Here is a 12,395-nt window from a genome sequence, read left to right on the forward strand (position 1 = left end):
TTGTGATGCGTCTGCGTGGTGCGTGGTGCCGGTCGGGATGGGCCGGGGGAGACTCTAAGACCCTGGGGCGCGGCTCAGAAAAGGCTGCGGGCGGCGAAGGTCAGGATGAGCTGCGGGTAGCCGGAGAGGGCGACGGCCGCGACGGTGGTGAGCACCAGGGCGGCGGCGAGCGGCAGCGGAACGGGGGCCGCGGAGTCCTTCGGCGGGGTGGAGGCCGGTGCGGGTGCCGTTGCCAAGGTGCCGTTTCCTGCCGTTGCCAAGGCGCCGTTTCCTGGGGCGGCTGCCGTTGCCGAGGCGCCGTTTCCGGGGCCGGCCGGCGTTGCCAGGACGGGCTCCGGGGAGGCCGCCGGGGCCGGGGCGCGGAAGAGGACGGCCGTCCAGCGCAGGTAGTAGTACAGGCCGAGCACCACGTTCACGGCCATGATGGCGGCTAGCCAGCCCAGCCCCGCGTCCACGGCCGCCGAGAAGACGGTCACCTTGGCGAACAGACCGATGATGCCCGGCGGCAGCCCCGCCAGGCAGAGCAGGAAGAAGGCCATGGCCAGGGCGGTGCCCGGACGGGCGGCGTACAGGCCGCGGAAGTCGGCGATCCGCTTGGCCGGGCGGGTCCGGGCCACCAGGGCGACCACGGTGAAGGCGCCGAGGTTCACGACCGCGTACATCAGGGCGTACGCGATGGTGGAGCCGATCGCTGCGGCGCCGGTGTACGCGGCGGCCGCGACCGGCACCAGGAGGTAGCCGGCCTGGCCGACGGACGACCAGGCGAGCAGGCGTACCGCGCTCAGCGCGCGGGTGGCGGACTGGCGCAGCGCGGCGAGGTTGCCCGCGGTCATGGTGAGCGCGGCGAGCACGGCGAGGGCGGGGCCCCAGACGTCCGCGTACGCCGGGAAGGCGACGACGGCGACCAGCACCAGGCCGGTGAAGCCGACCGCCTTGCCGACCACGGACAGGTAGGCGGCGACCGGCAGCGGGGCGCCGGCGTAGGTGTCGGGCACCCAGAAGTGGAACGGCACCGCGGCCGTCTTGAAGGCGAAGCCGACCAGGGTGAGGGCGACGCCGGCCGTTGCCAGGGTTGCCAACTGGTCCGGCGCGTCCGGCAGCGCCTCGGCGATGCCGGTGAGGTGCAGGGTGCCGGTCACGGCGTAGACGAAGCTCGCCCCGAGCAGGGTGACGGCGGTCGCGGTGACCGAGGACAGGAAGAACTTCAGCGCGGCCTCGCCGGACAGCCGGTCGCCGCGGCGGAGGCCGACGAGCGCGAACGCGGGCAACGAGGCCACCTCCAGGGCGACGACCAGGGTTGCCAGGTCGCGCGAGGCGGGCAACAGGGCGGTGCCGGCGGTGGAGGACAGCAGCAGGAACCAGTACTCACCGGCCGGCAGGCCGCTCTCGCCGCGTCGCCCGGGCGCGGTCTCGGTGAGCGAGAGGAGGGCGGTCAGCAGGGCCCCGCCGAGCACCAGGAACTGCACGGCCAGGGTGAAGTGGTCGGCGGTGTAGCTACAGGTGGCGGGGTCGGTGGTGAGGCAGAAGGTGGAGCGGTCACCGGCCCGCAGCGGCAGCAGGGCGAGCATCGCGGCGGCCAGGCCGGCGATGGCCGCCCAGCCGAGCAGCCGCCGGCGCTCCGGCGGGACGAAGAGGTCGGCGACGAGGACCAGCAGGGCCACCGCGGCGGCGATGACCGGGGGCGCGACGGCCGTCCAGTCGACGGTCTGGACGAGGTCGGCGGGCGCCGCCGCGGCGTTGGCAACGGCTTGGGCGGCGGCCGTGGCGGCGGTCACTGGTTGCCTCCTGCGAGGAGCTGCTGCACGGCCGGGTCGGTGAGGCCGAGGAGGACGGCGGGCCACAGGCCGGCCAGGACGGTCAACGCGGCCAGCGGCGCCCAGGCGGCGGCCTCGTACGGCCGGATGTCGGCGAGTGGGGCGAAGACGGGAGCCCGCCGCGGGGCCGGATCGCGACCGGCTGCGGCATCGGAGGCGGGTGCGGGGCCCCCGGCCGTTTCCCGGTAGGTCTCCTGGGCGAGGGCGGCGGGTTCGCCGCCCATGCACAACCGGCGGACGACGACCAGCAGGTAGGCCGCGGTGAGCAGGGTGCCGAACGCGCCGACGGCGGTGAAGGTGAGGAAGGCCGGGCGGCTGAGCCCCTCGGCCGGCTGGAAGGCGCCGAAGAGGGCGAGCATCTCGCCCCAGAAGCCGGCCAGCCCGGGCAGGCCGAGCGAGGCGACGGCGGCGAACGCGAACAGGCCGCCCAGGCGCGGGGCGCGCCCGTAGAGCGCGGCGCCCGCGGCCCCGGCGAGGGTGTCCAGGTCGGCGCTGCCGTAGCGCTCCTTGACGGCTCCGACCAGGAAGAACAGCAGTCCGGTGATGAGGCCGTGGGCGATGTTGGCGAAGAGGGCGCCGTTGACTCCGGTGGGGGTCATGGTGGCGATGCCGAGGAGGACGAAGCCCATGTGGCCGACGGAGGAGTAGGCGATGAGCCGCTTGAGGTCGCCGCCCGCGCCGGTGCGGGCCAGGGAGAGGCAGGCGAGCGAGCCGTAGACGATGCCGATGACGGCGAGCGCGGCGAGGTAGGGGGCGAAGACCCGCATGCCGTCGGGCGCGATCGGCAGGACGATGCGGACGAATCCGTAGGTGCCCATCTTCAGCAGGACGCCGGCCAGGAGCACCGAGCCGACGGTGGGGGCGGCGGTGTGGGCGTCCGGCAGCCAACTGTGCAGCGGCCACATCGGGGTCTTCACGGCCAGCCCGATCCCGATCGCCAGGACGGCGATGACCTGCACGGACACGGTGAGTGACCGGCCGTTGTCAGTGGCGAGTGCCACCATGTCGAATGTGCCCGCCCTCAGGCCGATGAGAAGCAGGCCGAGCAGCATGACGACCGAGCCGAGCAGCGTGTAGAGGATGAACCGCCAAGCCGCGGCCCGGCGGCCGGCGCCGCCCCAGCGGGCGATGAGGAAGTACATCGGGATGAGCACCATCTCGAACGCCAGGAAGAACAGCAGCAGGTCGAGGACGGCGAAGCTGGCCAGGGTGCCGGCTTCCAGGACGAGCAGGAGGGCGGTGAACGCCTTCGGGGAGGGGCCCGGGGGCGGCGAGAAGTAGCTGTGGAGCGCGCACAGGAAGGTCAGCAGCGCGGTCAGGACCACCAGGGGGAGGGAGATGCCGTCGATGCCGAGGTGGATGCGCACGTCCAGTGCGGGGATCCAGGGGATGTCGGTGGTGGCCTGCATCCTGGACGGCTGGTGGTGGTCGAAGCCGAGCGCCAGGACGACGGCGGCGGCCAGCACGGCCCCGGTGACGGTCACGGCGTGGCGTCGCACGGCCTGGTCCGGGGACTTCCCCTTCAGTCCGGGCGGCGCCGGTAGCAGGGCGGCGGCCGCTCCCAGGAGCGGCCCGACGACGACGAACGCGAGGAGGAACTGCATCACGGACGGGCTGATATCGATCACGGCTCGGCTCACGATCCGGCGTTGACGTGGGCAAGGACGACGGCGGCGACCGCCAGGGCCGTGGAGCCGGCCAGCAGCACGATGAGATAGGTCTGCACGTTGCCGGTCTGGGCGCGGCGGACGGTCCAGCCGAGCAGCCGTGAGCCGGCGCCCGCGCCGCGGACGTAGGTCTCCACCACCTCGCGGTCGAGGAAGGCGACCAGCGAGGCGGCGGCCCGGACGGGCCGGACGAACAGGGCCGTGTAGACGGCGTCCAGGTGGAAGCCGGCGGCGGCCGGGCGGTGCAGCGGGCCGAGCAGCAGCCGTCCGGGGTCGGCCGGGTCGGGGGCGGCGGCGATGTCCCCGTAGGCGGGGGTGTGGGTGGCGATGGCCTCCGCCTCGGAGACGGCCGGCTCGGCGTCCGGGTGGGCGGCGACCGCGCCCAGCGGGCTGCGGCCGGCGCGTGCGGTGGTGTGCCGCCAGGTCGCGTAGGTGACCAGCGCGCCGACGAGGGCGACGCCGGTGCCGAGGACGGCGGTGGTGGTGGTCGGGGTCAGCGGGTGCCCGTCGAACCAGTCGGGCAGCAGCGGCGCGGCCAGTCCGAAGGCGAGGGAGGGGAGGGCGAGGACCCACAGGACGGCGTTCATGGCGAGCGGCTGGCGGCCGTGGTCGGGGGCTTCGGCGCCGTGGCCGCGGAAGGCCAGCAGCCACAGCCGGGTCGCGTAGGCGGCCGTGAGGACGGCGGTGAGCAGACCGGAGACCAGCACGATCCAGCCGGCGCCGGCCGGGACGGCGGCCGCCTCACCGAGGGCGGTGGGCTCCCCGAGCGCGGTGTGCTCGGCGGCCACCAGGACGGCCTCCTTGGAGAAGAAGCCGGCGAACGGCGGGATGGCGGCGAGCGCCAGCAGGGCGAGCGTCATCGTCCAGTAGGCGTCCGGGATACGGCGGGCCAGGCCGCGCATCCGGGACATGGCGGCCAGCGAGTTGGTGCCGGCGGCGTGGATGACCACACCGGCGGCGAGGAACAGCAGCGCCTTGAAGGCGCCGTGCGCGAGGAGGTGGAAGACGGCGGCGCCGCGGTCCCCGACGGCCAGGGCGCCGGTCATGTAGCCGAGCTGGCCGATGGTCGAGTAGGCGAGCACCCGTTTGATGTCGTCCTGGGCGAGCGCGCAGACCCCGGAGCCGACCATGGTGATCGCGGCGAGCACGGCGAGCACGATCAGCGCGGCCGCCGAGGCGGCGAAGACGGGAAGGAGCCGGGCCACGACGTAGACGCCGGCCGCGACCATGGTGGCGGCGTGGATCAGCGCGGAGACCGGGGTGGGGCCGGCCATCGCGTCGGGCAGCCAGGTGTGCAGCGGGAACTGCGCCGACTTGCCGGCCACCCCGGCGAGCAGCAGCAGCGCCGTGATCGTGGGGTGGTCGAGCCGGCCGTCGGCCACCGCTTCCAGGATGCCGGTGATGCGGAAGGTGCCGGTGTCGGCGGCGAGCGCGAACAGACCGATGAGGAAGGGGACGTCGCCGAGCTTGGTGACCAGGAACGCCTTCAGGGAGGCCGCCCGGGCCTGCGGGGTCTCCCAGTAGTGGCCGACCAGGAAGTACGAGCAGATGCCCATGACCTCCCAGCCGACCAGCAGCACCATCAGGTCGCCGGAGTAGACGACGAGCAGCATCGCGGAGGTGAACAGCGACACCAGTGCGGCGTAGGAGGGGTAGCGGGGGTCGTCGCGCAGGTAGGCCGTGGAGTAGATCTGCACGCAGGAGGCGACCAGGGTGACCAGCACGGCGGTCAGCGCCGCGAAGCCGTCCAGGTGCAGGGCCAGGTCGACCGGGACGGAGCCGGTGGGCGTGAGCCGGGTGGCGGCGTCGATCGCCGGGCCGCCGCCCTGGCGTACGGCGACCGTGACGGCCAGGCCGAGCGCGGCGAGCACGGGCACCACGGCCAGCGGCCGCACGAAGCCGGGCGCGGTGCGGCCCAGCAGCAGTCCGGCGGCCGCGGCGAGGAACGGAAGGAGGGGGACGAGGACGGCCAGGGTCGTGGTGGTCACGCGGTGGCCTCGGCCTTCTCGCCGGCCGCCCGGCCGGGGTCGTCGGGGTCGGGGTCGCCGGAGTCGGCGTCGCCTGCCGGGCCTCCCGGGGCGTCCGTGTCCGGGTCGGTCGCGCGCAGGGCGCTGGAGAGCGGGGGTCGCGGCTCGGCGGTGTCGCGCAGGCGGTCGACGTCGGAGGTGGCGCGGTTGCGGTAGACCATCAGCACGATGGCCAGGCCGATGCCGATCTCCGCGGCGGCGATGGCGATGGTGAAGAGGGTGAGCGCCTGCCCGGCGTGCAGGGTGTCGCGGAGCCAGACGTCGAAGGCGACGAGGTTGAGGTTGACCGCGTTGAGCATCAGCTCGACGGACATCAGGACCAGGATGGCGTTGCGGCGCGCGAGCACCCCGTAGAGCCCGGTGCAGAACAGCAGCGCGGCGAGGACCGCCGGATAGGCGAGGTGCATCAGCGGTCCTTCCGGGGCGGGGCGGCCTGGTCGCCGCCGGCGTCGGCCCCGTCGCGGCGGGAGAGCACGATGGCCCCGACCAGCGCGGCGAGGAGGAGGACCGACAGCGCCTCGAAGGGCAGCACCCAGTGCCGGAACAGGATCTCGCCGGAGACCCGGGTGGAGCCCTGGGCGGGGCCGTCGAGGTCGATCCAGGTGGCGCGGAAGGCGTCGACCACCACCCACACCAGGGCGGCGGCCGCGGCGACGGCCACCGCGAGCGCGGCCGGGCGGTTGCCCGAGTCGGCGTCCGGGGAGCGGCCGATCGGGGCCCTGGTGAGCATCAGCCCGAACAGGAGGAGGACGACCACGGAACCGACGTAGATCAGCACCTGCACCCAGGCGATGAACTCGGCCGTCAGCAGCAGGTACTCGACGGCGAGCCCGCCGAGGGCGACCACCAGCCAGAGCGCGGCGTGCACCAGGTGCCGGGTGGTGACGGTGAGCACGGCCGCCCCGAGGGTGACGACGCCGACCAGGAGGAAGGCGATCTCGACGCCGGTCGGCGAGAGGAAGCCGTGCGCGGCGGCCGCGGCGAGCGGGCTCACTCTTCGCCCCTCTCGGTCCGCGGGGCGTCCGCCGCTTCCGGAGCGGCGTCTTCGACGGCTGCCCCGTGTGCGTCCGTCGCCTCCCGGGCTGCGGCTGCTTCCTGGGCCGCCGCCTCGGCTGCCGCGGCCTCCGCGGCGGCGAGCTTGTCGGCGGCCTTGCGCGCGGCGGCGACCTCCTTGGGCTCCTCCGCGCCCGGGTCCAGCGCCGGCGGCTCGGGCACGGTCCACATCCACTCGCGCAGCTTGTCCCGCTCGTGTGTCAGCTCGTGGATGTCGGTCTCCGCGTACTCGAACTCCGGCGACCAGAACAGCGCGTCGAAAGGACACACCTCGATGCAGATACCGCAGTACATGCACAGGGCGAAGTCGATGGCGAACCGGTCGAGGACGTTGCGGCTGCGCTCACGGCCGCCCGGGGTGGCGGCCGGCACCGTCTCCTTGTGGGAGTCGATGTAGATGCACCAGTCGGGGCACTCGCGGGCGCAGAGCATGCAGACGGTGCAGTTCTCCTCGAACAGCCCGATCACCCCGCGGGTGCGGGGCGGCAGTTCGGGCTGGGCGTCCGGGTACTGCGCGGTGTGGCTCCTGCGCGTCATCGTCCGCAGGGTGACGGCCAGCCCCTTGGCCAGGCCGGAGCCGGGGATCGGAGGCACTACTGGATCACCACCTTGACGACGCCGGTGAGGGCGATCTGGGCGAGGGCGAGCGGGACGAGCGTGGTCCAGGCGAGTCGCTGCAACTGGTCCTCCCGCAGCCGCGGGTAGCTGACCCGCAGCCAGATGACCACGAAGGCCAGCACGGCGGTCTTCAGCAGGGTCCACAGCCAGCCGAGCCCGTCCGCGCCCAGCGGGCCGTGCCAGCCGCCGAGGAAGAGGACGGTGGTCAGCCCGCACAGCACCACGATGCCCGCGTACTCGGCGAGCAGGAACAGCGCGAAGCGCAGGCCGGTGTACTCGGTGTACGCGCCGAAGATGATCTCCGAGTCGGCCACCGGCATGTCGAACGGGGGCCGCTGGAGCTCTGCCAGGCCGGCGACGAAGAAGACCAGCGCGCCGGTGATCTGCCAGGGCAGCCACCACCACTCGAAGGCGTCCACGATGCCGGGCAGCGACACGGTGCCCGCGGCCATCGCGACCGAGGCCGCGGCGAGCAGCATCGGCAGCTCGTAGGCGAGGAGCTGGGCGGCGGTGCGCAGGCCGCCGAGGAGGGAGAACTTGTTGGCGGACGCCCAGCCCGCCATCAGCGAGCCGAGGACGCCGACGCCCATCACGGCCAGCACGAAGAAGATCCCGGCGTCGACCACCTGGCCGACCGCGCCCTCGCCGGGCCCGATCGGGATGGCGACCAGCACCAGAAGGTACGGGAGGAGGGCGACGGCCGGGGCGAGCTGGAAGACGCGGCGGTCGGCGTCGGCCGGCACCACGTCCTCCTTCTGCGCGAACTTCACGCCGTCGGCGACCAACTGGGCCCAGCCGTGGAAGCCGCCCGCGTACATCGGGCCGAGCCGACCCTGCATATGGGCCATGACCTTGTGTTCCGTCTGGCCGACCACGAGCGGCAGCACCAGGAAGACGGCGAACACGACGAGCAGCCGCAGGGCGATGTCGAGTGCGTCGCTCACGCGTCGGTGTCTCCTTCTTGGTCTTTCCCGTTCCGCGGGGCCTCGCCCGATGTCCGGGACTCGTCGGCCTGTCCCTCGGCCCCGCGCTCCTCCTTCGGCGTCCGGCCGGACTCCGGCTGGTCGTCGAAGGCCGGGCGCGGGTTGTTCCAAGGAGCGTCCGAGCTGCGGGTACGCGGTGTGGCGGACGTCCCCCTCGGCGCGTCCCCGGAGGCGGCGGCCGGCTTACCCGACGCACCCGACCCAGGCGAGGGAGGCGACTCGGGTGACTCCGGCGACTCCGGCGCTGTGCTCCCGGTTTCGGCGTCCGCTGCCGGGGCGTCCGCAGGGCTGCGGGCGGCCCCAGGGTCGGCGGATCCGGCGTCCTTGCGGGCTGCCCCGGCGTCCCCGGCCCCGGGGTCCGCGGCCCCGGGGTCCGCGGCCCCGGGGTCCGCGGCTCGGGCGGGCCCATGGCTGCGGGCGGCCCCAGGGGCAGCGGATCCGGCGTCGCTACGGGCGGTCCCGGCGCCCGCGGCCCCGGCGTCCGGGGCTCGGGCGGCACGCTGACTGGCCGAGCCCGCGCCGGCGCTGCGGTTTCGGCGAGGGCTGGCCGGGGCCGACACGTCCGGGCCGGCCGCGGCGGCGCCCGCCCCGGTGACCTCGCCCTTCCCGGTGCCCTCGCCGGTGCCGGCGGCGTCACGCGGGCCCGCGGCGGCACCCGAGCCCGCACCCGTCGGCGTACCGCCGGAGGTGTCCGGGGCCGTCTGGCTGGCCGAGCCTTCCGAGGCGCGCCGGTTGCGGCGCGGACGAGGGGCGTCGGGCGCCCCCGCCCGTCCGGGCGCGGAAGTCCCGGTGGCCGGCGTGGTGGTGCCCTCGGCTGCGCTCGCCGGGGCTTGGGGGGCGGCGGCCGGCGTACCCGTCGTCCGGTCGCCGCCGGTGGGCGGCGGGGTGCCGGGTGCTGCCGGCGTCTCCGGGACTTCGGGGGCGGCGGTCTGGCCGACCGAGCCCTCGGCGGCCGTCCGGGCGCGCCGTACGGGACGATCGCCGGCGGCGCGAGCGGGTCGGTCGCCCGCGGCACGAGCGGGACGGTCCCGCGTCGGACGGGCCGGGGCGGGCGGGAGCTGGCCCTTGAGCGGGCCCCACTCGTTGGGGTCGGGAACACCCGGCGGCAGCATCTGGCGCCGCTTCGGGCCGCCGTGCTCCGACTCGCCCGGCTCCTTCGCGCCGGGCCACGCCTTGGCGACCCGGGCCGCCAGCACGAAGTCCTTGCGGAGCGGGTGGCCCTCGAAGTTCTCCGGCAGCAGCAGCGGTACGAGGTGGGGGTGGCCGGTGAAGACGACACCGAACATCTCGTGCGTCTCGCGCTCGTGCCAGGCGGCCCCCGCGTAGACGCCGACGGCGCTCGGCAGTTCGGGGGCGGCGTGCGGGACGGTCGTGCGCAGCATCAGCCGCCGCACCCGGCCGCCATCGAGGGCGGCGAGGTGCGCGCAGACGCGGAAGCCGGTGGCGGGTTCGTCCACCGCGCTCAGCCAGTCGAAGTAGCTGCAGCCCAGTTCGGTGCGGGCGGTCTCCAGGGCGGTCGTCCACTCGGTGGGCGGGACGTCCACCGTCAGCAGGTCGTAGGCCTGCTCGGCGGTGGCCTCCGGGCCGAAGACCTCGGTGACGGCGTCCGGGAGCAGGTCGTGGCGGGAGCTCACGGCGTACCTCCCGCGGGCGGCGGCGTCAGAGCGCTGCGGAGGCTGTCGACGGAGGACGGCGGCCGGCCGGCGCGGCCGTAGCGCTCGCCGAGGGACTCGCGGGCGATCTTCTCCTGGAGCTTGAGGATGCCCTGGAGCAGCGCCTCGGGCCGCGGCGGGCAGCCCGGCACGTACACGTCGACGGGGATGATCTGGTCGACGCCCTTGGTGACGGAGTAGGAGTCCCAGTAGGGGCCGCCGCAGTTGGAGCAGGCCCCGAAGGAGATGACGTACTTGGGCTCCGGCATCTGCTCGTACAGCCGCCGGACCGCGGGCGCCATCTTGTCGGTGACCGTCCCGGACACCACCATCAGGTCCGCCTGGCGCGGTCCGGGCGCGAACGGGATCACGCCGAGCCGGATGAAGTCGTGGCGGGCCATCGAGGCGGCGATGAACTCGATCGCGCAGCAGGCCAGCCCGAAGTTGAACACCCACAGGCTGTACCGGCGGCCCCAGTTGAGGACCACCTTCATCGGCTCGGGGGCGAGCCGGGACAGCACGCCGAGCCGGCCGCCGCCCGCGGCTGAGGGGAGCTGGGGCTCGGGGAGGTCGACCGGGGCGGCCGGGGTGCCGGGAGTGGTCGGGTTCTGCGGGGTCACGTCCATGTCAGGACGCCCTTCTTGTACGCGTACAGCAGTCCTACGGCGAGGAAGCCGAGAAAGACGAACATCTCCACCAGCGTTGTGCCGCCGTATCCGGGCGCGGCGAAGACGGTCGCCCAGGGGAAGAGGAAGATCGAGTCCACCGCGAAGATGACGTACAGAAAAGCGTAGACGTAGTAGCGGACCTGGGTGTGGGCCCAGCCCTCGCCGACCGGGTCGACGCCGCACTCGTACGTCAGCAGCTTCTCGGGCGTGGGGACGGCGGGCCGCAGCAGGCGTCCCGCGGCGAACGCGACGGCGACGAAGAGCACGCCGAGCACCGCGAGCAGGCCGACCACCGAGTAGCTCTGGAAGTAGCCCGCGGCCGTCGGCACGTCCGCCGCCGCCAGCACGTCCGGCCCGCTCAGCACGTCAGAGCCGCGCAGCATGTCCGAGCCGCGCAGTACGTCCGGGCCGACCGGCGTGAACGGCGGACCGGCCGTGAACGGTGGGCTGGCCGTGAACGGCGGACCGGCCGTGAACGGTGGGCTGGCCGCGATCGGCACGGTCGCCGCGGTCGGTTCCGGCACGTCCGTCTCCCTCGATCCCTGCCCGTGTGCGGTGGTGTGGTGCGTGTGCTGCGGGGTGCTTATGCGTTTCGTACGCACGGGAGTCTAGGCCCTGGCCTGCCGGCCGCCGCCAGTCGTGCCGCCTGCCGAGACGCGGCACAGGGGTGGGGTTATCCCCCGGTCGAATCCACCGACATACCCCATGGCGGCTCGTGACCCGCCCCCGGCAGTCTGTAGCCATGACCGCACGCAGCGCACGTATCTCCTTCGACCGGCAGGTCTGGAAGGAGGTCCTCTACCTCCTGTCCGGCTTCCCGGTCGCCCTGATCGGCTTCGTCTACGCGATCACCATGGTCTCCGTCGGCACGGGGATGCTGGTGACCGTCGTCGGCGCCCCGCTGCTGGCCGGCGGGCTGGCCGGAGCCCGGCTGCTGGGGCGCGCCGAGCGTGCGCGGGCCAGGGCGCTGCTCGGGATACGGATGGAGGAGCCGAGTCCGCTGCCCCCGCCGGCCGAGGGCGGGGTGCTGCCCTGGCTCTGGGAGCGGCTGAGGGACCCGGTGGCGTGGCGCGCGGTGCTCTACGAGTTCGTCCGCTTCCCCTGGGCGGTGCTGACGTTCAGCCTCACGCTGATCGCCCTCGTCATACTGTGGCCGCTGCTGCCCCTGCTGATGCGGTTGCTGACCAACGTGGACCGCAAACTGGTGACCGGGCTGCTCTCGCCGTCGGACGAGTTGGAGCGGCGGATCGCGCAGTTGGAGTCGGGTCGGGGGGTGGTGGTCGACACCGCCGCCGCCGACCTGCGCCGCATAGAACGCGACCTCCACGACGGAGCCCAAGCCCGACTCGTCGCCCTCGCCATGGACCTCGGCCTCGCCAAGGAAAAACTCACCCACGACCCCCAAGCAGCCGCCCGCATGGTCGACGAAGCCCACGGCGAAGTCAAAATCGCCCTCCAAGAGCTCCGCGACCTCGCCCGCGGCATCCACCCCGCCGTCCTCACCGACCGCGGACTCGACGCCGCACTCTCCCACCTCGCCACCCGCTGCACCGTCCCCGTCACCCTCGACGTCGACCTCCCCCACCGCCCCGCACCCGCCATCGAAGGCATCGCCTACTTCACCGTCTCCGAACTCCTCCAGAACATCTCCAAACACGCCCACGCCACCACCGCCACCATCGACCTCTGGCGCACCGAAGACCGACTGCTGATACGCGTGGGCGACGACGGGCAGGGGGGCGCCCGCCTCGACGGCGGCAGCGGGATGGCGGGGCTGGCGGACCGGCTTCGCGCGGTGGACGGCACATTCATCGTCGACTCGCCCGTCGGCGGCCCCACCGTCGTCACCGCCGAACTGCCCTGGCGCCCCGTCACTGCCCCCACGCTGTCTCTTATACACATCTGACGCCGCC

General features: G+C 74.0%; 11 protein-coding genes. 1 reads left to right on the forward strand and 10 read right to left on the reverse strand.

The window, feature by feature from the left end:
- Positions 1-74: 74 nt before the first annotated feature.
- From C6N75_RS01705 to C6N75_RS01750, 10 genes are read right to left on the reverse strand one after another with little or no spacing between them, the layout of a single operon-like run.
- Complete coding sequence (locus C6N75_RS01705; protein ID WP_105867038.1) at positions 75-1,775, reverse strand: NADH-quinone oxidoreductase subunit N; 1,701 nt, start codon at positions 1,773-1,775, stop codon at positions 75-77.
- The gene (locus C6N75_RS01710) at positions 1,772-3,418 is read right to left on the reverse strand and encodes a complex I subunit 4 family protein (RefSeq protein ID WP_105867049.1); all 1,647 of its coding nucleotides are present in this window, start codon (positions 3,416-3,418) and stop codon (positions 1,772-1,774) included. The genes C6N75_RS01705 and C6N75_RS01710 overlap by 4 nt, the downstream gene beginning before the upstream one ends.
- A gap of 32 nt (positions 3,419-3,450) precedes the next feature.
- The gene (locus C6N75_RS01715) at positions 3,451-5,469 is read right to left on the reverse strand and encodes an NADH-quinone oxidoreductase subunit 5 family protein (protein ID WP_105867039.1); all 2,019 of its coding nucleotides are present in this window, start codon (positions 5,467-5,469) and stop codon (positions 3,451-3,453) included.
- The gene (gene nuoK / locus C6N75_RS01720) at positions 5,466-5,915 is read right to left on the reverse strand and encodes an NADH-quinone oxidoreductase subunit NuoK (protein ID WP_105867040.1); all 450 of its coding nucleotides are present in this window, start codon (positions 5,913-5,915) and stop codon (positions 5,466-5,468) included. The genes C6N75_RS01715 and nuoK overlap by 4 nt, the downstream gene beginning before the upstream one ends.
- Positions 5,915-6,502 (reverse strand): NADH-quinone oxidoreductase subunit J family protein, encoded by a 588-nt coding sequence (locus tag C6N75_RS01725; protein WP_105867041.1) that lies wholly within the window; start codon positions 6,500-6,502, stop codon positions 5,915-5,917. Before C6N75_RS01725 ends, nuoK begins: the two co-directional genes overlap by 1 nt.
- Positions 6,499-7,155 (reverse strand): NuoI/complex I 23 kDa subunit family protein, encoded by a 657-nt coding sequence (locus C6N75_RS01730; protein ID WP_105867042.1) that lies wholly within the window; start codon positions 7,153-7,155, stop codon positions 6,499-6,501. Before C6N75_RS01730 ends, C6N75_RS01725 begins: the two co-directional genes overlap by 4 nt.
- Complete coding sequence (locus C6N75_RS01735) at positions 7,155-8,123, reverse strand: complex I subunit 1/NuoH family protein (protein WP_105867043.1); 969 nt, start codon at positions 8,121-8,123, stop codon at positions 7,155-7,157. The genes C6N75_RS01730 and C6N75_RS01735 overlap by 1 nt, the downstream gene beginning before the upstream one ends.
- Positions 8,120-9,796 carry an NADH-quinone oxidoreductase subunit C gene (locus tag C6N75_RS01740; protein WP_181160284.1) on the reverse strand — a complete coding sequence of 559 codons (1,677 nt, stop codon included), beginning with the start codon at positions 9,794-9,796 and terminating at the stop codon, positions 8,120-8,122. Before C6N75_RS01740 ends, C6N75_RS01735 begins: the two co-directional genes overlap by 4 nt.
- On the reverse strand, positions 9,793-10,440 hold the full coding sequence (locus C6N75_RS01745; RefSeq protein ID WP_105867044.1) for an NADH-quinone oxidoreductase subunit B: 648 nt from the start codon (positions 10,438-10,440) through the stop codon (positions 9,793-9,795). The genes C6N75_RS01740 and C6N75_RS01745 overlap by 4 nt, the downstream gene beginning before the upstream one ends.
- Complete coding sequence (locus tag C6N75_RS01750) at positions 10,431-10,865, reverse strand: NADH-quinone oxidoreductase subunit A (protein ID WP_258177166.1); 435 nt, start codon at positions 10,863-10,865, stop codon at positions 10,431-10,433. The genes C6N75_RS01745 and C6N75_RS01750 overlap by 10 nt, the downstream gene beginning before the upstream one ends.
- A 359-nt stretch (positions 10,866-11,224) precedes the next feature.
- Between C6N75_RS01750 and C6N75_RS01755 the strand changes: the two genes are divergently transcribed.
- Positions 11,225-12,388, forward strand: a complete 1,164-nt coding sequence (locus tag C6N75_RS01755; protein ID WP_105867045.1) for a sensor histidine kinase — start codon at positions 11,225-11,227, stop codon at positions 12,386-12,388.
- Positions 12,389-12,395: the final 7 nt, after the last annotated feature.

Origin of the sequence: Streptomyces solincola (assembly GCF_002982015.1) — a bacterium.
Classification (GTDB): domain Bacteria; phylum Actinomycetota; class Actinomycetes; order Streptomycetales; family Streptomycetaceae; genus Streptomyces; species Streptomyces solincola.

Excerpts from the sequence above, each read along its gene's own strand:
- C6N75_RS01750 (WP_258177166.1), bottom strand. The coding sequence starts at position 10,865 with ATGCTGCGCGGCTCTGACGTGCTGAGCGGGCCGGACGTGCTGGCGGCG.
- C6N75_RS01745 (WP_105867044.1), bottom strand. The coding sequence starts at position 10,440 with ATGGACGTGACCCCGCAGAACCCGACCACTCCCGGCACCCCGGCCGCC.
- nuoK (WP_105867040.1), bottom strand. The coding sequence starts at position 5,915 with ATGCACCTCGCCTATCCGGCGGTCCTCGCCGCGCTGCTGTTCTGCACC.
- C6N75_RS01710 (WP_105867049.1), bottom strand. The coding sequence starts at position 3,418 with ATGCAGTTCCTCCTCGCGTTCGTCGTCGTCGGGCCGCTCCTGGGAGCG.
- C6N75_RS01755 (WP_105867045.1), top strand. The coding sequence starts at position 11,225 with ATGACCGCACGCAGCGCACGTATCTCCTTCGACCGGCAGGTCTGGAAG.